The organism is Macellibacteroides fermentans, assembly GCF_013409575.1.
In the GTDB taxonomy this organism is placed as follows: Bacteria; Bacteroidota; Bacteroidia; order Bacteroidales; family Tannerellaceae; genus Macellibacteroides; species Macellibacteroides fermentans.
The window spans coordinates 90,683-116,482 of the sequence record NZ_JACCCY010000007.1; the positions used below are offsets into that span (position 1 = coordinate 90,683).

At 43.6% G+C, this 25,800-nt stretch carries 19 protein-coding genes and 1 pseudogene; 12 read left to right on the plus strand and 8 right to left on the minus strand.

What is annotated here, in order from left to right; translation table 11 throughout:
* Positions 1–44 precede the first annotated feature (44 nt).
* The 12 genes from tnpC to F5613_RS15905 all read left to right on the plus strand — a co-directional run bounded on the left by tnpC (position 45) and on the right by F5613_RS15905 (position 21,802).
* Positions 45–1,616, plus strand: coding sequence for an IS66 family transposase (tnpC, locus tag F5613_RS15850; protein WP_179399143.1), 1,572 nt, complete (start codon positions 45–47; stop codon positions 1,614–1,616).
* A gap of 457 nt (positions 1,617–2,073) precedes the next feature.
* Complete coding sequence (locus F5613_RS15855; protein ID WP_317171265.1) at positions 2,074–2,667, plus strand: RNA polymerase sigma-70 factor; 594 nt, start codon at positions 2,074–2,076, stop codon at positions 2,665–2,667.
* Between the two features lie 85 nt (positions 2,668–2,752).
* The gene (locus F5613_RS15860; protein ID WP_179400477.1) at positions 2,753–4,504 is read left to right on the plus strand and encodes a DUF6057 family protein; all 1,752 of its coding nucleotides are present in this window, start codon (positions 2,753–2,755) and stop codon (positions 4,502–4,504) included.
* Positions 4,505–4,568: 64 nt separating this feature from the next.
* Positions 4,569–5,558, plus strand: coding sequence for a FecR family protein (locus tag F5613_RS15865; protein ID WP_179400478.1), 990 nt, complete (start codon positions 4,569–4,571; stop codon positions 5,556–5,558).
* Between the two features lie 102 nt (positions 5,559–5,660).
* Positions 5,661–9,092 (plus strand): TonB-dependent receptor, encoded by a 3,432-nt coding sequence (locus tag F5613_RS15870; RefSeq protein ID WP_246303442.1) that lies wholly within the window; start codon positions 5,661–5,663, stop codon positions 9,090–9,092.
* A gap of 5 nt (positions 9,093–9,097) precedes the next feature.
* On the plus strand, positions 9,098–10,924 hold the full coding sequence (locus F5613_RS15875; RefSeq protein WP_179400479.1) for a RagB/SusD family nutrient uptake outer membrane protein: 1,827 nt from the start codon (positions 9,098–9,100) through the stop codon (positions 10,922–10,924).
* Between the two features lie 17 nt (positions 10,925–10,941).
* Entirely contained in the window at positions 10,942–11,616 is a 675-nt protein-coding gene (locus F5613_RS15880; RefSeq protein WP_179400480.1) for a DUF3823 domain-containing protein, read from the plus strand.
* A 161-nt stretch (positions 11,617–11,777) separates the two neighbouring features.
* The gene (locus F5613_RS15885) at positions 11,778–14,324 is read left to right on the plus strand and encodes a glutaminase domain-containing protein (protein ID WP_179400481.1); all 2,547 of its coding nucleotides are present in this window, start codon (positions 11,778–11,780) and stop codon (positions 14,322–14,324) included.
* Positions 14,317–15,291, plus strand: a complete 975-nt coding sequence (locus tag F5613_RS15890) for a glycoside hydrolase family 43 protein (protein WP_179400482.1) — start codon at positions 14,317–14,319, stop codon at positions 15,289–15,291. The genes F5613_RS15885 and F5613_RS15890 overlap by 8 nt, the downstream gene beginning before the upstream one ends.
* Before the next feature lie 49 nt (positions 15,292–15,340).
* Positions 15,341–17,149 carry a glycoside hydrolase family 2 protein gene (locus F5613_RS15895; protein ID WP_179400483.1) on the plus strand — a complete coding sequence of 603 codons (1,809 nt, stop codon included), beginning with the start codon at positions 15,341–15,343 and terminating at the stop codon, positions 17,147–17,149.
* A 181-nt stretch (positions 17,150–17,330) separates the two neighbouring features.
* The gene (locus F5613_RS15900; protein WP_179400049.1) at positions 17,331–20,486 is read left to right on the plus strand and encodes a TonB-dependent receptor; all 3,156 of its coding nucleotides are present in this window, start codon (positions 17,331–17,333) and stop codon (positions 20,484–20,486) included.
* Between the two features lie 107 nt (positions 20,487–20,593).
* The gene (locus tag F5613_RS15905) at positions 20,594–21,802 is read left to right on the plus strand and encodes an alkaline phosphatase family protein (protein WP_179400050.1); all 1,209 of its coding nucleotides are present in this window, start codon (positions 20,594–20,596) and stop codon (positions 21,800–21,802) included.
* A 14-nt stretch (positions 21,803–21,816) separates the two neighbouring features.
* Here F5613_RS15905 and F5613_RS15910 read toward each other — a convergent pair whose 3' ends face one another.
* The 8 genes and pseudogenes from F5613_RS15910 to F5613_RS16620 all read right to left on the minus strand — a co-directional run.
* Complete coding sequence (locus F5613_RS15910) at positions 21,817–22,473, minus strand: hypothetical protein (RefSeq protein WP_179400051.1); 657 nt, start codon at positions 22,471–22,473, stop codon at positions 21,817–21,819.
* Positions 22,474–22,485: 12 nt separating this feature from the next.
* Positions 22,486–23,310, minus strand: a complete 825-nt coding sequence (locus F5613_RS15915) for a TonB-dependent receptor (protein ID WP_179400484.1) — start codon at positions 23,308–23,310, stop codon at positions 22,486–22,488.
* Positions 23,311–23,445: 135 nt separating this feature from the next.
* Positions 23,446–23,604 carry a hypothetical protein gene (locus tag F5613_RS15920; protein ID WP_179400485.1) on the minus strand — a complete coding sequence of 53 codons (159 nt, stop codon included), beginning with the start codon at positions 23,602–23,604 and terminating at the stop codon, positions 23,446–23,448.
* Positions 23,605–23,625: 21 nt separating this feature from the next.
* The gene (locus tag F5613_RS15925; protein ID WP_179400486.1) at positions 23,626–23,886 is read right to left on the minus strand and encodes a hypothetical protein; all 261 of its coding nucleotides are present in this window, start codon (positions 23,884–23,886) and stop codon (positions 23,626–23,628) included.
* A 24-nt stretch (positions 23,887–23,910) separates the two neighbouring features.
* Complete coding sequence (locus tag F5613_RS15930; protein ID WP_179400487.1) at positions 23,911–24,354, minus strand: hypothetical protein; 444 nt, start codon at positions 24,352–24,354, stop codon at positions 23,911–23,913.
* Positions 24,355–24,954: 600 nt separating this feature from the next.
* The gene (locus tag F5613_RS16580; protein WP_317171266.1) at positions 24,955–25,179 is read right to left on the minus strand and encodes an NUDIX domain-containing protein; all 225 of its coding nucleotides are present in this window, start codon (positions 25,177–25,179) and stop codon (positions 24,955–24,957) included.
* 178 nt (positions 25,180–25,357) lie between these two features.
* Positions 25,358–25,486 carry an LOG family protein gene (locus F5613_RS16615; protein ID WP_262890372.1) on the minus strand — a complete coding sequence of 43 codons (129 nt, stop codon included), beginning with the start codon at positions 25,484–25,486 and terminating at the stop codon, positions 25,358–25,360.
* Between the two features lie 38 nt (positions 25,487–25,524).
* Positions 25,525–25,788, minus strand: a pseudogene (locus F5613_RS16620) (LOG family protein); the annotation flags it as partial.
* Positions 25,789–25,800 lie beyond the last annotated feature (12 nt).

The following is a 25,800-nucleotide window of genomic DNA, read 5'->3' on the forward strand; positions in this document are numbered from 1 at the left end:
GTAATTTACTTTGATATCCGAAGTATTGTCCGTATCTTTATGACATGAATAGCAAACGGATTATTGAACTACAGGAAGACCAGCTGAAACTTTCCGCTCAAAGGGAAAAGATGTATTTGGAACAACTCGTCCGGCAATCCGAACAAATAGAAAGCCTCTCTGTCCAGGTTGGTAGTTTAACCGAAACAATCCGTTCGCTGGAAAAAAGCCTTCTTCAAAAGAATGGGGACATGCAGAAGGTTGAGGGGAAAAACCGGAGAATGAGCAAGCTTCTCTCCAATAAATCGGAAAAACTTGTGCCCGATGCTGCAAAAGAAGAACCGGCAGAAACCGCTCCCCCTGTTTTGCCCAAAGACCGCGGAAACAACAATGCCAAACGGAAAGAATACTTCTCTCTGGAAACCATTGTCGAGCATGTATATCCCGATGACCCTGCCTTTGACAAAGAAAAGGCCAGGGTGATCGGATCTGTAGACTCCGTCATGTATACCTACAGCAAGGCTACTTTTAAGAAAATCATATACAGACAATATAATTGCGTACAGCAGGAAAAGGTTTACTCGGGTAAAGCCCCCAGATCTCCCCTGCAGAACTCAAACTATGATGCCTCCTTTATCGCCGGCATGCTTCAACTGCGGTATGTTTACTCCATGCCTGTGGAGCGGATTGTCAAGTATTTTACAGAAAATGGCTTTGAATTAAACAAAGCTACCGCCCACGGACTGATTAAGAAGTCTGCCGGATTAATGGACCGCCTGGATGATGTTCTTCATACAGCGATCCTTGAAGATGACTATCTTTGTATGGATGAAAGTTACCATACCATCCTTACCAAAGAGAAAAACAAGGATGGTAAGGGCGTACGCAAAGGGTATATCTGGGCTTCGCTGGCCAATACAAAGAAATTGGTCCAGTACTTTTATGAAAACGGCTCCCGATCCCGGGAGGTTCTGACCAACTATATCGGCAATCATTACAAAGGAGCCATCCAGAGTGACGGGCTGATCAACTATAAAATACTTGAGACCGATACCTATCCTGATGTAATCCGGCTGGCATGCTTCCAGCACTGCAAGCGTCAGTTCCTGGATCTCGCAAACGATAAAGAAGCCATCGGAATTGTCAACATAATCAACCGGCTTTATCAGGCGGAGCATAAGATTGACCCGAAATGGAAGCCCGACAAAATCCTTGAACATAGACAAGAGTACGCCCCACCCATACTGGCTGAACTAAAAAGTAAACTGTTGGAAATACAATCCAATCCATCCACCCTTCCCAAGAGTCCCCTCTCGAAGGCCGTGAATTATACTCTCAACGAGTACGATGCACTGTGTAATTACATTGTACGTCCGGACTATGCGTTGGATAACAATGCCGTGGAAAGATGTATGCGAAGCATATCTTTAAGCAGAAAAAACTCTCTTTTTTGTGGCAGTCATGCCGGAGCTAAAAGAACGGCATTGCTCTACTCGCTATCCATCTCCTGCAAACTTCATAATATAAACTCCTTCGAATACTTTACGGACATACTAAACCGACTGGCATACATAAGTCCAACCGCTCCCGATCAAATATATCGCGATTTACTTCCAGACAAGTGGACTAAACTCTAATAACAATTAATAAATCTTACAAGACGGTATCGCGGAGACGCTTACGGGTTTTTACATTGGGCTGTATCTTTTTTCTAACGGATAATAAGCAACAAATAGGTTGGAAACTAATTGTAAGTAACAGGTATCTATTCAGTATGCAGCTGTGTTGTTAGCAGTATGCAGCTGCATACTGTAAGTTTCTCAATTGAATAACTTGCAGTAGCCAGCTGCATACTGAATAGCTGTTCGTAATGCAAATGATTAACCACTGTTTATTAGCGTCTTATATTGTTAATGTAAAGTGCTAACTCTCTTTAATGATCGTGTGTATAAAGAGGAGGATATATGTAAGTATATAATTGCTGCAGATATTTACGTAAACAGCCGTTGAATCACCAAACAGCACTCCTTTTACTGCTAGACTATTACTCAGAATGGACATTAGGTATCCTGTTTTAGCAAAACTATTACAAAAATGCTAAAATTCTATTATTTTATGTACTTTTACCGCAGGAACATCATGGAGGCGCAGAACGACGACATACTATTATTGAAGCTGATTAAACAGGATGACCAATTGGCGTTCAAGCAGGTATTCTATAAATATATAGATCCATTAAGCCATTTTGTCAATTTCTATATTCACGACTGGGATGCAACGGAAGAGCTGGTCATGGATTTATTTTCCTTTATATGGGAGAACCGTACTACCCTCGAAATTAAGATTACCTTGAAAGCCTACCTTTTTCAGGCAGCTAAAAATAAAGCTTTCACACATATACGCGATAAAAAGGATACCGTAGCCATAGAAGATGTGAACGGCCAACTGTTCAGCACCGAAGATTGGCAGGTGGAATTTGATGAGTTGTCCCGGCTGGTTGAAGAAGCTGTATCTTTACTTCCCGAAAAATGCAGGGAGATTTTCAGCAGAAGCCGCGATAAAAACCTTACGAACCGCGAAATAGCCGAAGAGCTGGGCATTTCGGTTAAGACCGTTGAGGGACAGATTACCATTGCTCTTAAAAAAATCAAGGCTTTTCTGGGTGACAAATATGCTTACTTGTGGTAAAGAGTTTTCTATAAAGTTCAAAATTAGATTGGTTCCTTAGGGGATGTAAGGCGGTTGTGCGTCATACATGTAAAATAATGATGTCGTGTTTAAGAAAGGAGAAATTATACTTGGGTTAACCTTATTTGTCTTGTTTGTGGCTTTCCTGCAAACCAACTATTGTTACCATTTCTATTATATGGAACAGATACAGTTGTTTTTGTTTAATGCGCAATGGGCGGAAGATGTTTTGCTGCAGCCCGGGGGGGTGTCTTTGTGGTTATCTCGTTTTATGGTTCAGTTTTTTGTCGTGCCCTGGGCAGGGTCCATTATCATTTCTATCCTTCTTTACGGCGTTTGGTGGAGTACTAAAAAAGGCATATCCGGTTCTTCAAAATCTATGCAGACTTCGTTGTTAAGCCTTTTCCCTGTTGTCTCGTTATATCCGGTTATTATCGACCCCAACTATTTTTTGCAGGGGATTATTGCATACCTGTTCTTCATACTCTTTTTTGTTGGCTATAGAAGCTTCTCAGATTCATGGGGCAGGCATCTTGCCGGCTTGTTTATGGGTAGCGTCCTTTATCTGATAGCCGGCCCAGTCAGCATCCTGTTTGCCGTATGCGTATTGTTGTGGGAGTTTGTGACGAAAGGAATCCGTTGGTATATTTCGTTGGTATTGTTGGCTGTAGTTTTACTTCTCGCATTGGCAAGTCTCCATTTTTCGGTGGTTGGCGAATTCCGCTTTGCCTTTCTTTCCGATGCGTATGCCGACCCGCAGATTGATGGGAGTAAGGGGTATCTCGCCTGGATTGTTTTTCCGTTTTGTATACTCGCATCACATTATTATAATAACAGGATTCCAAAAACAGCAAACAGGAAGAGGAAATATTCAACTCTGCTAATTCCTATATTACTTTTAGCCGGACTGTTTGCCGGCTGTTATAGCCGATACGGGCTGACCGGCACCATTCAGGAGAAGCAGCTTGATTATTATGCTTATACAAAGCAATGGAATAAACTGCTGGCGGTTGAGCTGAAGGACCCGATGTCAGAACGCAAAATGAACCTGGTAAATTATGCTTTGGCTCAACAGGGAAAGTTGGGTGATGCCATGTTCGCTTACAACCAGCAGGGTGTTAAATCGCTTGTTTCAACCTGGGACAATTCAATTGCAACAGCCATGCCGATGAGTGATATATATTATGGTATAGGAGATGTGGCTTCTGCCCAGAAGTTTGCCTTTGAGGGTTGTGTAAGCTCGGTAAACGGCGGTAGCAGTCGTTTGCTTAAACGGCTGGTGGAAACAAATCTGATTATGGGGGCATACAGGGTTGCCGAAAAATATATAGCTTTGCTCGAACAGACTCTCTTTTATAAGGAATGGGCATCGGGTTACCGTCAGCTTTTATTTAATGATGAGGCGGTGGAAAAGCACCCGGTACTGGGTAGTAGAAGAAAAGGTCTTGATGGTATTGCCGGTAAAGCGGTATCGGCTCATTTATTGCAGGAATTGGAGATGTTGGCCGTCAATAATCCTAAAAACCAGACCGCCTTTCAATATCTGGCGGCATTTTATCTGGTCAACAAGGATTTAAGCCGGTTCAAATTATTGCTGGAGAAATATTATGCGACCGATGTATGGCCTCAGTTGGCGGTTACACAGCAACAGGCGTTACCTTTCATCGCTCCCGACGATCGTAAGTACTGGATACAACACGGAATGAGCAGCGAGACGGAACATCAGTATACACTTTTTGAGAGAGAGTTGGTTGCACAAGATGGTTCGTCGGCGATTCAAAAAAGGTTGGGCGAGAAGTATGGGGATACCTATTGGTATTACCTTTTGTTTAAATAATTTTTTTCAGGCATTTAGGGGTAGCAGCCAAGTTGTGCGTCTTATTTTAAAACAATAGAGAAATATGAATAACAAAATACCTTGGGAGCGTATAATCAAGGAACTTAAACAGGAGATATCCCTTGATGAGCAGGCAGATCTCGACCGCTGGAAAGCCGTTGAGAATAACCGGGCGCTTTACGAGGAATTTGTCCAATTGTGGAATACGTTGATGTTTGAACGGATGACACAACCATCCAGAGCAGATAAATGCTGGGAAAAGATGGAGAAACGGCTGGCGGGAACGAAAAGCCGGGAAATCAGATTCCCGGCAAATAAATTCAGATGGATGGCAGTTGCTGCCTCTTTACTTTTGATTTTACTGCTTTCCATTACCGGATATGTCACCAATCAATGGATACGCTCCAACCACGTTGTTCAGACCTATGCCTCTTATAACGGAAAATCGAAGGTGATTTTGCCGGACGGAACCACTGTATGGCTTCATAAGGAGACTACCCTCGAGTATTCTTCTTCCGTTTGGAGCAATCAGCGTAAGGTCCGTCTTAATGGAGAAGCTTGTTTCAATGTGACAAAAGATAAGAGCCGCCCTTTCATTGTACAGAGCCATGGAGTAGATGTTAAGGTATACGGAACCGTATTCAATGTGGATGCCCGTAAAGATAAGGAAGATGTGAGTGTAAGTCTTATATCCGGTTCGGTTGAGGTTGCCACAGCCAACGAGTCGAAATTGATCGTTCCCGGCGAAGAGGCTACATGTGCAAAAAATACCGGACAGATTGAGGTTGAAAAGACGGATGTGGCATTTGAAGCCCTCTGGGCACAGGAATCCATTCGCTTTGAAAAGAAATCGATTAAAGAGCTTTCCGGCTATTTGTCCAGGTGGTACGATGTTAAAATCATATTGGATCCATCCATTCCTGAAAGTCAGGCTTATACATTTACTATTAAAGGAGAACCTTTTGAGGAGATTTTGCGTCTTATGGCACGCATTAATCCCATAGAATATCATTATACAGAAGATGAAACAGTGATAATAACACCTAAGAAATGAACCTAAAAAATTAAAGCCTATGGATAGAGATCGAAATTGTTAACCTGTATGCCCCTTGTTGGGCAACATTTGATTTGTTAATTTATTTAATAAAATTCATTTATGAAGAATCGTCTGTTTAATTATTTAAAAAGGAGTGAACGGCTCGTTTTACTAGCTGCGTTTACTCTCTATCTAGGCGGCCCTGCAGAAATACGGGCAGCCGAACAAGCAAAAACAATTACTGTTGAACTTAAGAACGTATCGCTGTCTAAAGCGATGACCGCAATTGAAAAAGCCAGCGGGTATTCCTTCTTTTATGATGCGAATAAAACGGATTTAAATCATGTGGTTAATCTGGATGCTGATAATGATGAGATTACCAGTGTCTTGTCCGAATTATTGAGTTCAACCAATCTTACTTATGAGATTTCGAACAATCAGATTGCGCTTATTCCCAAGGGAAATACAGGACAGCTTAATCTGCGTTCGTTCTCAAAAACCGCTTTACCCGAAGTGCAGCAGAATCGTAGCATCAAGGGAGTGGTGAAAGATGCATTCGGCGAAACCATTATCGGCGCTTCGGTCGTAGTTAAGGGTACCACTACAGGGACTGTTACCGATATGGACGGAAACTTCTCGCTGGATGTTCCGGTGGGTGCAACCCTCGAAGTTTCGTATGTTGGTTATTTAACCCAAACGGTGGTTGCCAACAGTACTTCGCTAAGCATTGTAATGAAAGAAAATTCCACACAGTTAAGCGAAGTTGTAGTTACCGGTTTCGGTTTGGCACAGAAAAAGGCCACGCTGACCGGTGCTATTTCTTCCATCGGCGCAAACGACTTGAGTCGTTCGGTTTCTTCTACTACATCGGGTGCTTTGGTAGGTAAAATTGCAGGTGTTAACTCCCGTCAGTCCGACGGTCGCCCGGGTTCTACTACCTCTATCCAAATTCGTAACATGGGAAATCCCTTGTATGTAATTGACGGGGTACAGAAAGATGCCGGACAGTTTAACAACATCGACTTTAACGACATCGAATCCATCGCCGTATTAAAGGATGCTTCCGCATCAATCTACGGGGTTCGTGCAGCTAACGGAGTTGTGGTTGTTACAACTAAAAAGGGTAGCAAGAATACCAAAAATACGGTTTCTTTGAATGCCTATTATGGTTGGCAGACATTGTCAAACTTCCCCGATCCGGCAGATGCTGCCACCTACGTGGAAAATTACATCCAGTCGCAAACTATTCAAGGTAAATCTCTTACCTGGGATAAAGAAGACCTGGCCAAATGGAAACAGGGTACTGAAAAAGGATATCAACCCTTCGACTGGAAGGATTTTATCTGGGAAACAGCTCCTCAGGAATATATAAATGCGAATGTATCCGGAGGTTCAGACAAGATAAACTATTACTTTAGTTTGGGTCACCTTAACCAGGATGCAATGATCGTTAATTACGGAGGTTTCACCCGTTCAAACGTGCAGATGAACATCGAATCGCAGGTTAATGATAAACTGAAACTGGGTGCTGCTATGAACGGTCGTATTGAGAAGCGTATGAATCCGGGTGTGCCGGGTGGCGACGACTATTGGTTGCCTCTTTTCGGAACATACCGAAACTTGCCTACGGTTCGTCCGTTTGCTAATGACAATCCGAAGTATCCAACCATGACCTCAACAGACTCTGGTACGAACTTTGCCTGGTTAAATTACGATTTGTCCGGTAAAATGGAAGATACCTGGCGTGTAGCTCAACTTAATTTCGATGCAGAATATGAGATTATGGACGGGTTGAAAGCGAAAGGTATGTTTGGTTACTATCTGGCCAACAGAAAGCATGATAACCAGGAGTATACCTACAAGCTATATCGTTACGATGAAGCAACGGACACCTATCCTGTGATGTTTGAAAATAACAATCCATGGAGAGAACGTACAACAGAAATGGTTGAAGAATTAACCACCAATGTTCAATTAGCTTATAATAAAACGTTTGGGGATCATAATGTAGCAGCTGTAGTTGGTCTGGAATCTATTAAAAGGGATTCACCCAAAAATTGGGTACATTCAATTCCGGCCTCCAATGCCCTGCATCTGATTACTTACGAAACCATGGATACTTATGATGATACCGGTAATAATACGGAAGCTCGTCTGGGTTGGATCGGTCGTGTAAATTATGACTTTGCTAATAAGTACCTGGTAGAACTTTCTGCCCGTTACGACGGATCCTGGAAATTTCCACCTCATCACCGTTGGGGATTCTTCCCATCGGGATCTTTGGGCTGGAGAATATCCGAAGAGGGTTTCTGGAAAGATACTAAAATCGGTGCTATCGTAAGCGACTTGAAATTGAGAGGTTCTTACGGTATGATGGGAGACGATAACGTATCTGATTATGCTGCCTTCGATTATATGAGTGGATATAACTATAAGAACGGAGGCTCCGTAATTGATGGTAAATATACCATCGGTAGTGTTCCCAGAGGTTTACCTGTAACAACGCTTTCATGGATTGAAGCAAAGATTTTGGACATTGGTTTAGATGCAAGCTTTGTAGATGGAAAACTAACTGGAACATTCGACTTCTTCCAACGTAAACGTACCGGTTTGCCGGCATCGCGTTACGACGTATTGATCCCGTCGGAAGCTGGGTTCGGTTTGCCTAAAGAAAACCTGAACTCGGATATGCATCTAGGTTACGACGCATCTGCCCGCTGGAGCGATAAGATCAGCGATCTTTCTTATTCTATTGGTGCAAACGTTACCTATTCTCGTTTTTACGACTGGAACCAGTACAAACCTCGTTTCAGCAATTCATGGAATGTATACCGTAATTCTATTAACGAGCGTTTCGGTTATCTGTCATGGGGACTTGAAGCCGATGGTCAGTTCCAGACATGGGAAGAAATTGCTTCCTGGCCAATTGATAACGACCGTCAGGGTAACAAGACTCTTCGCCCGGGTGATATCAAGTACAAAGACCAGAACGGTGATAAGGTGATTAACGGTATGGACGAACGTCCCATCGGTTACCGCCAGGGTTCTACTCCAGTACTTAACTTCGGTATGAACTTCTCATTTGCATACAAAGGATTCGACCTGGCATTCGACTTGACAGGAGGCGCATTGGCCAGCTGGAGACAAGACTGGGAACAACGTAATCCGTTCCACGACGGAGGTAACAACTCTCAGTATTACATGGAAAACACCTGGAGATTGTCTGATATAACCGATGCTAACAGCGCATTGATTCCGGGTAAATATCCAACGATGTTAATCGGTAACAGTAGCCATAGTAACTATTGGAACAGTACCTTCTGGATGCACAACATCCGCTACATGAAACTTAGAAATTTAGAGTTTGGTTATACAATTCCACGACAGGTATTGGAAAAATTCCTGATTTCAGAATTAAGACTGTATGTTTCCGGTCAGAACCTGCTTACATTTGCTAATACAAAAGGTACAGACCCTGAAATTACAAGTGAAAATGGACTTCAGTATCCAACAACCCGAATTGTGAACCTTGGTTTAACACTTAAATTTTAAATGAGATGAAGAAACATTATATTTTAACGGCTGTAGCCGCTTTAGCTTTGTCCTTCGGAAGCTGCTCTGATTTTCTGGAAAGAGACCCGGATCAGATTCTTACGGAAGAACAGGTTTTTGGTGATGCAAACATGATTAAGTCAGTTTTAGCCAATTACTACGAACGAGTTAGATGGGGACAAAATACTGAAGACTCTTATTCATATATACTTTTGGATGAGGCTTGTCGTTCGGATGGTGGTCCGGATAACACGCAAACATTCAGCGATACCCAGTGGCGCGTGTACGATTATGGACTGATCCGTAACATCAACCAATTCCTGGCAGGTGTGCGTGCGGCTAAGGTATTGGATAAGGATGTACAACTTTCGATAGAAGGGGAGGCTCGCTTTTTAAGAGCCTGGACCTATTTTAATATGTGTCGCGGTATGGGTGGTATGCCTATCGTAGGTGATGAAGTGTTCGAATATAAAGCTGGAATGGATATCACCGCCATGCAATATCCTCGTTCTACCGAAGCCGAATTATACGACTATATTATTAAGGAATGCACCGAAATAGCTCCATTACTGTCTGAAGCACCGTCTATAAACGGAGCCCGTGCAACCAAATGGGCTGCCTTGATGCTGAAGGCCCGTGCAGCCCTTTACGCCGGATCCATTGCCAACTATAACAACAAGATGGTGAACCCGATTAAAACTGCCGGAGGCGAAGTAGGTATCCCGGCCGATAAGGCAAAGGGTTATTATGAAACGGCTTTGAGTACAGCCAAGGAGGTGATTGCCAGTGGTAAGTACCAGCTTCAGAATACAAAACCCAATGATAAGGGAAAGAATTTTTATGAAGCTGTTTGTGTGAAAGAAAACAACAAAGAGATTATCTGGGCGCGAGATTATAAATATCCGGGACAAACTGTGGAATTTACAAAACTGAATATCCCGGCAACCCATGCAGAAGATATCGACCGTTGTATGTATTCTCCAATCCTGAATCTGGTTGAAGCATTCGAATATGTGGACAACCGCGAAGGAGGTATCAAGACCAAGGATGCTCAGGGAAATTATATTTTCTATAATAAACCGGAAGATGCCTTTGCTAACAAAGATGCCCGTTTATATGGATCAATCATTTATCCGGGTGCTCCTTTCAAAGGTATGCCGGTTCCTTTGCAGGCCGGACGTAAATCGTTGGAAAACGGGGTTTGGGTGTCTGAAACTGCAAAAGGTGGTACAACCGATGCACAGGGTAATGTAATTACATCTTTCAACGGTCCTACAACAACCAACGAGCAGTTTATCAATAAAAGCGGATTTTTCTTCCGTAAATTCCTGGATGAAACGCCCATGTCTTCTACCCGTGGCCGTAACAGCGATATGTGGTTCCCACGTTTCCGTTTTGCCGAAGCGGTTATGATTGCAGCCGAAGCATCGTTTGAATTGAATAAACAGGCGGATGCGGTGACATATATCAATATGGTTCGCGAACGTGCAGGTATTCAGCCTTTGACAGTGGTTACCTTTGATGATATTGTACAGGAAAACCGTGTTGAGTTTGCTTTTGAAGATCACAGATACTGGGATTTGAAGCGTTGGAGAATTGCAGATAAGGTATGGAATGGTATACCTAACGACCCGAATGCACAGCAGTATGCCTTGTTCCCTTACGTTATTAACGAACCGGGAAATCCGAATAATGGCAAATGGGTGTTCGACAAGCAACCAGTTCATATGGCTCCGTATCCAAGATACTTCCAGCCAAAGCATTATTATAACTTTATTGATCAGGGTTGGATTAACAACAATCCGAAGCTTGTAAAGAATCCATATCAATAATTCTAAATTATAAAGCAATGAAACTACTATCAAATATTTTATCATTTACATTGTTGGCAACGCTTCTGTGGAGCTGCGGTTTGGATAATTACGACGAACCTAAATCAAAATTGTATGGTAAAGTTACCTACAATGGCGAAGCACTGGGTTTGAGAGGCACAGGTGAAGCGATTCAAATGCAATTGTATCAGGATGGCTTTGAACTACGTGACCCTATTACCGTATATGTTGGTCAGGAAGGTACCTTCGAAGCACTGCTTTTCGATGGCGAATATAAATTGGTGACCAAAGATAAGAATGGCCCCTGGGTGAATACCCGCGATACCATGGTGGTGAATCTGAAGGGAAGTACCCAATGCGAAGTGAAAGTTACCCCATATTTTACCATTTCGGGTGATGCCATTTCGTTGAATGGTAATACACTGAGTGCAACCTGTGCGATTAATAAAGTGGTGGCTACGGCAAATATCGACCGTGTGATGCTTTTGTTAAGCAAAACATCGTTTGTTGACGAGGTTAATAACATTGCCCGTAAGGACTTTTCCGGAATGACTGCCGGAAATGCCAGCCTGTCGATGGACCTGACCGGTAATGCGAATGTGGCTTCAGCCAAGGCTCTTTATGCCAGAATCGGAGTGAAGACTTCGGGCGCAGATCAGGCCATTTATTCAAAAGTGATTAAGCTTAAGTAAGCTCTTTTATAAAGGGAAGAGGAGGGATTGGTATCTCTTTTCTTCCCTTTTTATTTTATAATTTAATACCATAACACAGGCCTGTATTCTACAGTCTGTATCGAATAGCAACCAATAGGTTTTGCTAAGGTTTTTACCTTCCATTTTAAAATTTTATTTGTATGAAACGAAATCTTCTTTTTCTCTTTCTGGTTGTTTTGATGGCATCATCGTGCGCGAACAATGCAGTGAAGACCTATTCGCCTGTAAAAGTGAATAAATTACGGGCTCCGGCTTATCCGCTTATAACTATCGACCCTTATACCAGTGCCTGGTCGTTTACCGACAAATTGAACGAGGATGATGTACGCCACTGGACAGGTAAAAAGCATCCGCTCATTGGAGTTTTGCGTGTGGATGGGAAATCGTACCGTTTTATGGGAAAAGAGGAGACGCCTTTAAAAGAAATTATTCCAACGGCAGCTACTTTAAGTTGGGATGCCGCATATACCGAATCCAAACCGGGCGGCGACTGGACTTCAGTTGCCTTTGATGATCGTTCGTGGAAAAAAGCCAAAGCTGCATTTGGTACCGATGGAATGCCCAACCTTACTACTCCCTGGCTGTCGAAAGACATTTGGATTCGTCGTAATTTTGAACTTACAGAGAATTTTGCATCGGTTCCTGTTTATCTGGAATATTCGCACGATGATATATTCGAACTCTATATTAATGGAATAGAGTTTGTTGCTACAGAATACACCTGGAAAAACAATGTAATGGTTGAGTTGTCCGACGAGGTAAAAGCAACGTTAAAACCTGGAAAAAATATAATTACAGCTCATTGTCATAACCGTACCGGTGGAGGGTATGTAGACTTTGGCTTGTTTACTACACCCGAAACAAAAACATCTTTCGATACGATGGCTGTACAGAAGTCGGCCAACGTGATGCCTACACAAACATTCTATACGTTTGAATGCGGACCTGTTCAGCTTGACCTTATTTTTACAGCTCCATTGCTGATGGATGACCTGGAGCTGATGACTACGCCTATTAATTACGTTACTTATCAGGTTAAATCCCTCGACGGAGCAAAACATGATGTGCAGATTTATTTTGATGCCACACCCCAATGGGCTGTGAATACAGATAATCAGCCTGTGAAATCGGAGAAACTGGAAAAGAATGGAATTACCTATCTTAAAACAGGTACAGCCGAACAGAATATTCTTGGTAAAAAAGGGGACGATGTACGCATAGACTGGGGCTATTTTTATCTGGCTGCAGCTGCAGAGAAGCAGACTTCCATGAAGCTGGGTGAATATCACGCAGTGAAAAGTGAATTTAATGAAAGTGGCGTATTGGTAGCCAAAGAGGGTGAAGTATCGCAGAAGATGCAGGAAGAGATGCCTGTATTGGCTTATAGCCGGAATCTGGGAATGGTGGATGTTTCATCAAGCAATGGATATCTGATGATTGGATACGATGATTTGTATTCCATCCAGTATTTTAACGAGAACCTGCTGCCTTATTGGAAACGCAACGGACAGGTTGATATTTATCAGGCTTTTGAGAAAGCTTCTTCCAATTATGCTTCTGTAATGCAACGTTGCAATGATTTTGACGGAACGTTAATGGAGCAGGCTGCAAAAGACGGAGGCGAAATGTATGCCGAACTTTGTGCGTTGGCCTATAGACAGGCTATTGCTGCCCATAAATTAGTGGAAAGCAAGGAGGGTGATCTTTTGTTCTTTTCAAAAGAGAATTTTAGTAACGGCTCCATCGGAACGGTAGATGTTACCTATCCTTCGGCTCCCATGTTTCTGGTATATAATCCCGAATTATTGAAGGGTATGCTGAATCCGATCTTTTATTACAGTGAATCGGGCAAATGGAACAAACCCTTCGCTGCTCACGACGTAGGTACCTATCCGTTGGCTAACGGTCAGACTTATGGCGGCGATATGCCGGTGGAAGAATGTGGTAACATGCTAACCCTTACCGCTGCGATTGCTATAATGGAAGGAAATACCGATTATGCAAAAAAGCACTGGACGGTACTTACAACCTGGGCGGATTATTTGCGTAAGGAGGGTCTTGATCCCGAAAATCAGCTTTGTACAGACGACTTTGCCGGTCACTTTGCACACAATGCAAACCTTTCGGTGAAAGCGATCATGGGGATTGCCGGTTATGGTATTATGGCCGAGATGATGGGCGAAAAAGAGATTGCAAACGAGTACCTGAGCGAAGCAAAAGCAATGGCAGCCAAGTGGGAGTCGATGGCTAACGATGGCGATCATTACAAACTGACCTTCGACCAGGCAGGAACCTGGAGTCAGAAGTACAACCTCATCTGGGATAAATTGTTTGCTTCTACTATATTTGCTTCTGATATTGCTACGAAAGAGATGTCGTATTATCGTACGAAACAAAACAAATACGGATTACCTTTGGATAGCAGAAAGACCTATACCAAAAGTGACTGGATTTTGTGGAGTGCATGTCTGACAGATAATCCGGATGATTTTAAGGAATTGCTGGTTCCGGTATACAATTATGCAAACGAAACAACTACACGGATGCCTTTAAGTGACTGGCATGAAACAACCGACGGTAGTTCTGTTGGTTTCCGTGCCCGGTCGGTTGTGGGTGGGTATTTTATGAAAATGCTTGAGAATAAGATGAAAGCTGTTAAGACGACAACTGCTGGTAAAAATGATTGAGATGAAGATAAACAGGTGTATATGGATGTTGACCTTTATATTGGTATTGGTCGGCAATTCTGTGACAGGTAAGGGGAAGGACAAAGGTCCTTTCCCTGTTCCGTTGGGCGACCCTTTCATTTTATTGCACGAGGGAACCTATTATGCGTATGGTACCCACTCGGATAAGGGAATTGAGGTGTATGTGTCTGATAATCTTAAAACGTGGTCGAGACCGGCTCATCTGCCCGACGGACTGGCCCTGAATAAGGAAGATGTGTGGGCCGACCGTTGGTTCTGGGCGCCTGAAGTATACCTGGTGAATGGTACCTTCTATATGTATTATTCGGCCGACGAGCACATCTGTGTGGCAACGTCCAAATCTCCCCTGGGTCCGTTTAAACAGGAAAAGAAGGAACCTATGATTGCGGATGAGAAATGTATCGACAATTCCCTCTTTATAGATGACGATGGAAAGCCTTATCTTTTTTTCGATCGGTTCAACGACGGACTGAATATCTGGGTTGCCGAGCTTACAGATGATCTGCTTCAGATTAAACGTGAAACCATGAGACCCTGTATTCATGTTTCTCAACCTTGGGAGATGATATGGCCCAGGGTGAATGAGGGGGCATTTGTAATGAAGCACGAAGGGATGTATTACATGACCTATTCGGCTAACAGCTATGAAAGTCCGTTTTACGGAATAGGCTGTGCAACTGCAACCGATGTAAACGGTCCGTGGACGAAATATGAACACAACCCGTTATTACAATGTCCGGGCGATTTAGTGGGAGTAGGTCATAGTGCCATGTTCCGCGATAAAAAAGGACAGTTACGTATTGTGTTTCATGCGCATAAGGATAAGGAGTCTATCCATCCCCGGGCTATGTACATAGGGAAGGTAAAATTCCGTAAACAAAAAGGAAGTTCTGAACAAACCATGTATATCGATCCGGAATATATAACTCCGGTATTGAAAAAATAAGGATTCTTCATTGACTTATATAATTAATATTTACTTTAAACGACAGATCATGAAAAAACAGGTGTTGTTGTGTTGCCTGCTGGCAACGGTTATGGGGGCGAATGCCCAGTGGAAGCCCGTCGGTGATAAGATTAAAACCAAATGGGCGGAACAGATAAATCCAGCCGCTGTATTGCCGGAATATCCTCGTCCTGCTATGGAACGGGCGGAATGGAAGAACTTGAATGGCGAATGGGCATATGCCATCCGCGAAAAAGGAGGCGTTGAACCTGCTGCGTTCGACGGAACTATCCTGGTTCCTTTTGCTGTTGAATCTTCTCTTTCGGGTGTACAGAAAACAGTTGGAGAGAAAAATGAATTATGGTATAAACGCACGTTTACGGTACCTGCCTCATGGAAAGGAAAACAGGTAATGCTTAATTTCGGTGCTGTAGATTGGAAAACGGATGTATTTGTGAACGATATCCTTATTGGTTCGCATCAGGGTGGTTTCACTCCGTTCTCGTTCGATGTAACCCCTTATCTGGTAAATAAAGGAGAACAAAAACTGGTGGTTCGCGTTTGGGACCCAACAGAAAAGGGATTTCAACCTATCGGAAAGCAGACTTCCAGACCGGAAGGAATCTGGTATACAGCTGTAACAGGTATCTGGCAGACAGTCTGGCTTGAACCGGTTGCTGTAAATCACGTTACTGCAATCAAGGCTATTCCGGATGTTGACAAGGAGTTGGTAGATGTAACTGTTTCTGCTGCTAAGTGTTGTGCAGCCGATTATATTGAAGTGGCTATCCTGGACGGAGGAAAACAGATTGCAACAGCTAAGGGCGTTGCCGGTAAGGCATTGCGCCTGGCAGTGAAGAGTCCGAAGTTATGGAGTCCCGAAAATCCGGTTCTTTACGATATGAAGGTTTCTTTGTTCAGCAATGGTAAGAAGATTGACGAAGTTTCATCATATACCGCGATGCGTAAGATTTCAACAAAAAGAGATGCAAACGGCATTATGCGTATGCAATTGAACAACAAAGATTATTTCCAATATGGTCCGCTTGACCAGGGTTGGTGGCCCGATGGTCTGTATACAGCTCCAACAGACGAAGCATTGTTGTATGATATCAAAAAGACTAAGGACTGGGGTTTCAATATGATTCGTAAGCACGTAAAGGTGGAGCCTGCACGTTGGTATTATCATTGTGATAAGGAAGGTATCCTGGTTTGGCAGGATATGCCTAGCGGCGATCACGGAAACCGTTGGGAACCTCATGTATATAATGGCGGAACCGATAAAAACAGAAGCAACGAATCCATCGCTAACTACTATCAGGAATGGAAAGAGATTATGGATCTGTGCATCTCGCATCCTTCGGTTGTAATGTGGGTGCCTTTTAATGAAGCCTGGGGTCAGTTTAAAACTGAAGAGGTGATTGCGTGGACTAAGAAGTATGATCCATCCCGCTTGGTTAATCCGGCCAGTGGAGGAAACCATCGTGCTTGCGGTGATGTATTGGATTTACACAATTATCCGGGACCGAATATGTTCTTGTTTGATGCTGTAAGAGTAAATGTATTGGGCGAGTACGGCGGAATCGGACTTCCATTGGAAGGTCACCTGTGGCAACAAGGCAAAAACTGGGGATATGTTCAGTTCAAGAACAGCGATGAGGTGACAGCCGAATACGTGAAGTTTGCCAATGAGTTGAAAGACATGGTTAAACGAGGATTTTCTGCTGCAGTTTATACCCAGACTACCGATGTAGAGGGCGAAGTGAACGGGTTGATGACCTACGATCGTAAAGTAATAAAAATTAACGAAAAGGCCGTTAAGGAGGCAAATCAGAGCGTGATTCGCATGCTTGAATAAACTATACTGATTGTTTGATATTTAAGTCGGATTTCAAAGATGTTGCAGAAATGTTAAATCTTTGAATTCCGACTTTTTTATGTCAAAAAATGTAATATGAATGTAATGATATGTTAAACATTAACTGCTATATTTGCAATGTATAATATGGCAATTTAACACATTTATCCTCAAACCATTTATGAAAAAGTATTGTTTTGTTCTATTAATGATGTTGTTCTTTACAACCCTATCGTATGCACAGGTTACAACATCTGCAATCTCAGGTAAAATTGTGGATGTACAAAAGCAGGCACTACCAGGTGCAACGGTAGTTGCCATTCACCTTCCTTCGGGAACTTATTACAGCGGTGTTTCAAACGTAGATGGCTATTATGCAATTATGGGTATGAAGCCCGGAGGCCCCTATCGGATTGAAACTCGTTACATCGGGTATGAAAAGTCGGATTTAGTAGGAATCAACCTCCCTTTGGGCGAGACTTTCATCTATAATCCGGTTATGAATGAATCTTCAATTGCACTTAATGAATTGGTAGTAGTAGCTGCGCCTGGTTTTAATACGCAACGAACAGGAGCTTCGGCCAACATCTCTTCGCAGCAATTGCAGCTGATGCCTTCAATTTCAAGAAGCGTAAGCGACTTTACAAGATTGGTCCCTCAGGCAGCCTCATCCAATGGAGGTACCTCTTTTTCCGGAACAAACAATCGTTACAATAGTTTTCAGGTAGACGGAGTGGTGAACAACGACGTGTTTGGTCTGGCAGGTACCGGAACCAACGGCGGACAGGCTGGTATTCAGCCCATATCTCTGGATGCTATTGAACAGATTCAGGTGGTTATTGCCCCGTACGACGTTCGCCAGAGTGGTTTTACCGGCGGAGGAATCAATGCGATCACCAAATCGGGAAGTAACGATTTCAAGGGAAGTGCTTATTTCTATGGTAATAACCAGGATTTTGTGGGTACCACTGCCGGAAAGAATGTGGAAAACAGGAAGAAGCTGGACAAGCAGACAGATATGCAGTTTGGTGTAAGTCTTGGTGGAGCACTTATCAAGAATAAACTATTCTTCTTTGTGAACGGCGAAATAACCGACAAAAGTTATCCTACCTCCTACAATGTAGGTGAAGGATCGAATGTTACCAAAGAGGAGGCCGATCAGGTGATGAACCACCTGATGTCAATCTCGGGCGGTTACAACGGAGGCGGATATGGTCCGATGGATGTTACCACTAAATCGTATAAGATACTCGAGCGTATCGACTGGAACATAAACGATAACAATAAGTTTACGCTCCGCCATAGTTATGTAAGCGGAAAACAGCTTAACTACTCGCTTTCGGCCAACGGATTACGCTTTAATGACAATGGTTATTATATGAACAGCAAGACACACACATTTGCTGCCGAATTGAATACGAAGCTTAACAACACGATGAATAACGAGTTGCGCGTAGGATATACACGTGTTCGTGATAACCGCGATTTCGGTTCTACTCCTTTCCCATATGTTAAGGTGAAACTTGATAATTTACGGTATATTGAAATGGGTACGGAGCGTTACTCAACAGCCAACCGCCTGGATCAGGATATTGTTACTTTAACCGATAACTTTAACCTGAGCTTTGGTTCGCATCAGCTTACCTTCGGAACACACAACGAACTGTTCATGTTGGAAAATCTTTTCATCCGCGAGAACTTTGGTTCCTATGTGTATAGTTCTTTAGCCGACTTCCTGTCTATCGGTTCCGCCAAAGAGGCAAAGCCGGAGGAATATAATTATTCATTTTCAAATGAAACAATTACCGGAAGTAAGAATTGGGCTCCCTCCTTCGGAGCCATGCAGCTGGGGTTATATGTGCAGGATAAATGGAATCTGACCGATAACTTTAACTTTACCTATGGTTTACGGGTTGATATACCGCTCTATTTGGATAAGCCCAGTATAAATGAAAAGTTTAATGCCTCCGAGATTGCAAAATCGCGTGATCTGGCTACAAACAAAATGCCGTCATCTACACCGTTATTTTCTCCCCGTGTAGGTTTCAGATGGGATATCAACAGAGATAATTCATTTCTGCTTCGAGGCGGGGCAGGTATCTTTACGGGAAGAATCCCGTTCGTATGGATTTCAAACTCTTTCGGAAATACCGGCGTAGAGTATATACGTACACGTTTGCAGACTGCCGATCTGAAAAATATTAATTTCAAATTTAGTCCGGATCCCTATAACCAGCCGTTGGGCAAGGCGATGACCAGTACTGAGGTAGACGTGGTGTCGAAAGATTTTAAATATCCGCAGTCATTCCGTGTAAACCTGGCTGTCGAAAAAATGCTTCCGTTTGATATCCGTGGAACCCTGGAAGGTATCTATACCAAGAAGATGAACGACATCTATTATCAGAATATCAATATCGAAGAGTCGGGCAAAATGTTGAATAATTTTAAGGATAAACGTCCCTTATACGGACCTTCTATTTCTGCCGATTATACATCTGTTATCCTGTTAAGCAATACCAACGAAGGTTATTCTTACAACGTAACAGGAAAGTTGGAGAAATCGTTCGACTTCGGATTAGACCTGATGGCTGCCTATACCTACGGTGTATCGAAAGGGGTGAACGACGGTACATCCAGTCAGGCCTACTCCAACTGGTCATACAATGAAAACTGGCGCGGATCCAATAACCCGGAGGTTTCTTATACCGATTTCGATCAGCCTCACCGTATTATCGCTTCGGCATCTTACAAGGTGGCCTACGGAAAGAACCTGGCCACTTCCATCGCTTTGTTTTACAGCGGAAACAGCGGCAGCCGCTATTCGTTGTGCTATAATGGCGATTTAAACAAGGATGGTGTAAAGGGAAATGATCTGATTTACGTTCCTACCAACTCGGAAATAGATGCCATGCTAATCAAACCTCTGACAAATCTGCCTGCCGATAAGCAACGGACCGACCTGAAGGCCTATATCAACAGCGAAGAAAGTGGCTTGAAAGATTTACAGGGTAAGTATGCCGAAAGAAACGGACTGATTACGCCATTCGAACATCATTTCGATTTACGCATCATGCAGGACTTCTATCTGATGGTAGGAGGTAGAAAGCATACTTTGCAAGTAAACCTGGATGTGTTGAATATCGGTAATTTGTTTAACAGAGCCTGGGGTACCGTAAATTCGCCGGGTTATTCCTATACGCCGATAAAGGTTGAAAGCATCGCTTCGGATGGTACACCTACCTTCTCGTTTACCAAACCAGCCAGCAATGCTTTGTACAACCAGAGCGATTATAATTCACGCTGGAGAGCTCAGCTGGGTGTAAGGTATATTTTCTAATTCACTCAGACCAAATAGGGTGTTAAACTGTTATATCTTGAAAAAGGCTGCTGCTCCATGTGGCGCCTTTTTCTTTTACCTGCTTTTATATTTAAAATTATGAGCCGATGAATAAGAATATGTTTGTTTTATTTCTGGCCCTATTCCTTACATGGAGTTTTTCTGCCTGTAAGACGACACGCCAGGAAAGATACGTTGTGGTTTTATCTATGGACGGCTTTCGGGACGATTATCCCGGAAGGGGACATACGCCTACGCTCGATTCGTTGGCCAAGGTTGGAGTCAGGGCCTCCTTTGTTCCCTGTTTCCCCAGTGTGACCTTTCCAAACCATTATAGTATGGCTACGGGTTTGCATCCCAATAACCATGGGTTGGTCAACAATTCGTTTTACGACAGTACCATGCAGAAAATGTACCGCATCAAGGATCGGGAGGCTGTATCCAATCCGGCTTTCTATGGCGGTGAGCCGGTATGGAACACTGCCGAGCGTCAGGGCGTGAAGGCAGCTACCTATTTTTGGGTTGGATCTGAAGCTCCTGTAGGAGGAAAGCACAATTCGATCTGGAAAGTGTTTGATAGTTCGGTGCCTTATAATGATAGAGCCGACTCTGTGGTTGCCTGGCTTTCGTTGCCCCAAGAGCAACGGCCTCATTTGGTGATGTGGTATATCGAAGAGCCCGATGCCATCGGTCATGATGCCACCCCCGATTCATCTGCGGTAATTGACAAAGTGGAAGAGCTTGATGCCGTTCTGGCCCGTTTCTTCTCCAAGGTTAATAAACTGGATATCGCACCTAAAATTGATTTTATCGTGACGTCCGATCACGGGATGGCAACCTTTGTTCCCGATAAATATGTAAATCTGGGAGATTATCTTCCCAGGGATAGTTTCAAATTTGTTTTCGACGGAGTGCCTACCGTTCTTTATCCAAAACCCGGATACACGGATACAGCTTACGAAATTTTGAAAAAGGTTCCGAACATCACTGTGTGGAAGAAAGAAGAGGTTCCGGCCCGTTATCAGTATGGCTCGAATGCCCGCATCGGAGATTTGATTGTATTACCGGATGTGGGATGTATGGTCCAGTTCCGTGACAAGGGTAACCCTTGGTTAGGAGGGGCACATGGATATGACAATTTTGATCCTACCATGCAGGCTATCTTTTATGCATCCGGGCCTTCCTTTAAAAAGAATGTAACACACCCGTCGCTTCCCAATATAAGTCTCTATCCGCTCATCTGCCGGCTGTTGAAAATTAAACCGGCTCCCAATGATGCGGATAGTGTGGACCTGGATGGATTGTTGAAGAAATAAAGCGGTTTCCCGGGTTATTGTTTGTCGCATTCAAGCAATAACCGGGTTACCTCCTCTTTTCCCCAGGATGGGTAGAAGGGTTTATCCTTTCGGGATTCGTACAACTCCTTCGCTTTTAGCAGCTCTTTGCAGAATTCGGGCGAAGTTTGTCCCATAAACTTTGCCATATCCCGGTTGAAGCGGGCCAGCAGGTAAACGGGTCTCGGATTGGACGGATCGATGGCGATGGCGGCTTTGTATGCTCCGATAAGTTCGCCGAAAAGAGCCGGACCGTTGTTCTCCGGATCGGCAGCGACCTGAGCATTAAGCGCAAACCCGGCAAGCGTCGAGACTTCCGACTTATCAGCATCCGGATAGTTGTTCAGCTTTTTTGCCAGCTCTTTTGCTTCCGTGATATAAGTCAGCTTTGTCTCTTTGTTTTCGTTTACAAAGGAAAGAATGATATCCACATAGCTTGTGTAATATACAGGCAGCCATTGATCCGTGAATTTCATGGAAATCCGCTCCATGGTATTTCGTGCGTTAACAAGGTCCTGGGGACTTTCGGCATCTTGCAGCGACGTGTATGCCCGGGTCATGATATCCGAAAACTCCGGTTGCGCATTCTGAGCGTTGATAAATCCGAAGCCGGACAGAGACAGAATCAGTAAAAACAATTTCATTTTTTTCATTTTTGTGGTGTATTAAAAGTTTGAAACATCGTATGCTGTATTACCGCTGAGGGTGATAAAAATACCGATCATAAAGAAACTGTTGCGCGAAGCGTTCACCGGGCTGCTTGCGAAGGCTCCGTCTTCTCCCCGCGAGCTGGAATACGTATAATTGTATACATTGTTTCTTCCCAGGATGTTGGAGGCAGAAGCATGAATAATCACCTTTTTGTTTAACAGAAAACTGATACTCAAATCCAGACTATTATAGGGTGAGGTTGTATGCTGCATGAATCCCTCTTCGTTGGGATTATGGTACGGTCGGCCGCTGGCGTAGCGGTCGGTTATGCCGATAGTGGACCGGATGGGCTGAACCCAGTATTTGAGTGCCAGCGACAGATTGTGCCTGGTGGCATATTGAGGCATAGCCTCTGCGGGATAGTCCCCGTATTTTCGTTTGGAATCATTATAGGAATAAGCCAGCATATACTCCAGGTTCTTAACCACCTCGCGGTCATTCAGGAAAAGATCAATTCCCCTGGCATAACCGTAGCCGTCGGATGTGTAGATGCTATTCAGGTTGGTTGCCAGGTTATGATATTTCTTATTATAGACCTCGAGGCGGAAGGTTTTTCCATTCGCTTCGTGATAGGCCCCGAGAATATACTGCCAGCAACGTTCGGCCGACAGGTGTTGATTCCGGAGCAGGAAACTGTTTTCGGGAAGCTGCTGATACAATCCGGCGATGGCCGACAGATAGAAGTCCTTCATCTTATACGTAAGCGACGCGCGGGGGAGAATCTGCCAGTGGTCGTTCAGGGATGTCTGTTCCACCCGTGCCGAAACATTTCCTTGCAAGCTGGTCGACAGGTTGAAAGTCGTTTATTAGAAACAGCGAGTTGATGCTATGGCTAATCTCGCCCCCTGTCAGGATTGCCGGAGGATACATGTAAGACAACGAATCTCGCCGAAGCATGCTTTCGGCACCGGCGGTCAGCTTATATAGATTGCTGTAACGTTTTTCTGCTTTATTTTCAGATGAATTTCGCTTTCCGTCTCCTTTAATGCATCGGAGGCAAGCCTGGCTCCATCCATTCGTTTCTTGTTGGACGAAATGGCAACGCCCGAAAAGAATTTGTAACCTTTTCCCAATGTCTTTCTAAAAGTAACTGTTCAGGTACAGATTATCCTCCTCAAAATCCATTCGGCGATTGATCGGATTAAAGGCTTCGCTGGTATGCTGGGCAAACGAGTGCGGTCGTACGCCAGATATGTTTTCCAGATCCCTTTATTTGCCAATGTTTTTTCGGAACTGGCTCTCGCCTGAGATTCGTTGTAGGGGTTGATCCAGTCATAGCTGTCCGGAAACAACTTGTTGTATGGTCCGATGTTCTGGTAATCCGCCGTTGAAGGAAGAGCGAAGAGTTTGCCCATGCTTTGGTGCCCCCTCCACCATACCTACGGATAACAGGCTGACGCGATTTTGGTAACCGGACTTTCGTCTTTGTAGTTATAGAGGGAGTACGCTGGACAAACTTTGGGAATAATCGGAAGAGAAGCCTCCCGACGAGAAGTTAATCCCTTCAAATAAGAATGGAGAGTACCTGCCCGTGCGGCCGAGTTTTCGGGCGTATAGGTGTAGGGCGATAGTACGTGCATCTCGTCAATAAAGGTCTGCGCCTCACGACTGTCGCCGCCACGCACCATCAACTTACCGCTTTCGCCTGGCGGCCTGCACTCCCGGCAATAAGCAATGCCGTTGTAAATATCGCCCACAGCCTCCGGCGGTTGTCGCCCGATGCTTACCGGCGACATCTCTTTCCATTTGGAACTTCCCTGTAACCGATAATTCCCTGCAGTAACAAATACCTCCTGTAATGCAACGTTTTGAGGATGCAACACCAGATGTACCCGGCCCTATCCCGGATGCTTCACCCTTCATATACGCAGGGTGTATCCTAACATCTGGGCGCACAGGGTGATTTCGCCCTTGGCTGTTGGTTTTTGAAATCAAACGAACCGTCCCTCTCTGCTGCTTGTTCCCCTCCAGCGTTTCCCGGATGTAAATATTCACGCTCATCATCGGCGCACCTTTATCGTCTACAACGATTCCGGCAACGGTGTACGTCTGCGCATACGAAATAGCTGTCTGAAGTAAGAAGACAGAAAGAAAAAAGAGCAATCGGCCAATGTGTTTTCATTATCGCAATCCTATTTGATTTGGGAGCAAAGAAAAACTATGTTTGCTTCTAAATCAAATAGTTGGGATAAACAACTAGCTTTTGATCTGTTCGTCTAATTTATAGTACGATTGAACGTTCGACCCATTATTTTTATGCTGAATCAACTCATATCCTTGAATAAAGAGGTAGGATGTTAATGTAAAACTTTGTCTTTGATAAGCTTGTCAAATACGAGTAAAACGCCAGGTAACCTGTGCAGGCTCTGATTGATACATCTTGATAATCGAAAAATCTGACTTCGCCTATTTCATTCTTAGGTTCAATTTTTTCGTTCAATTGATAAATAAAGCAATCCTGCTCCATTATAATAGGGGTTTCTTCTCCATAAGCCGGAGCGGGTAATATGACAATAATATTTCAATCGCTCAGCATTCAGCACAATATTCAGTTCTTCAAAGATTTCTCTTTGTAGAGTTTCTAAAGAGCTTTCTCCATCGTCAATTTTCCCACCAGGCAGATACCAGGCTTTTTTGTTTTTACCTATAGGCTAAAAGGAGTTTGTCTCCTTTCACAACCACCAGTCCTGCTGTCGGCAATGCTTTATTTCCCATTAAAGTTAGATTTCGCTTTTATTAATCCACTTCCCAAAAGCAGGAGCTTTGTAGTTTTCATTTTTATCGATTAAATCATCAATGTCGTCACTTAAGATTAGCATTTCCTGATTAGCTTGTTTTTAAAAAACCATTGTCTACCATTTTCTGTATAAGCGATACAGTTCGTCGTAAAATTCCATTGGTGTTAAGAATTGCAACCGGTTTTTTATGCAATCCGAGCTGAGCCCATGTAAGCATTTCAAAAAAATTCTTCGAGTGTTCCAAAACCTCCCGGAAGGTGTAATGATTCCGTCCGAAAGCTCATCCATTTTTGTTTTCCGTTGATGCATTGTTTCAACTAAAATCAGTTCGGTTAAATTGTCGTGACCAATTTCAACTTTTTGCAGAAAGGTGGGCAACACTCCGATAGCTTTACCGTTATTGTCTAACACCCCGTTTGCAACAGCCCCCATTAAACCAACATTTGCACCACCATAAACGAGTTCAATATTTTGTTCTGCCAATGTTTTACCTAGGTTGTAGGCTTCTTGTTCATATATTTTTTCTGTTCC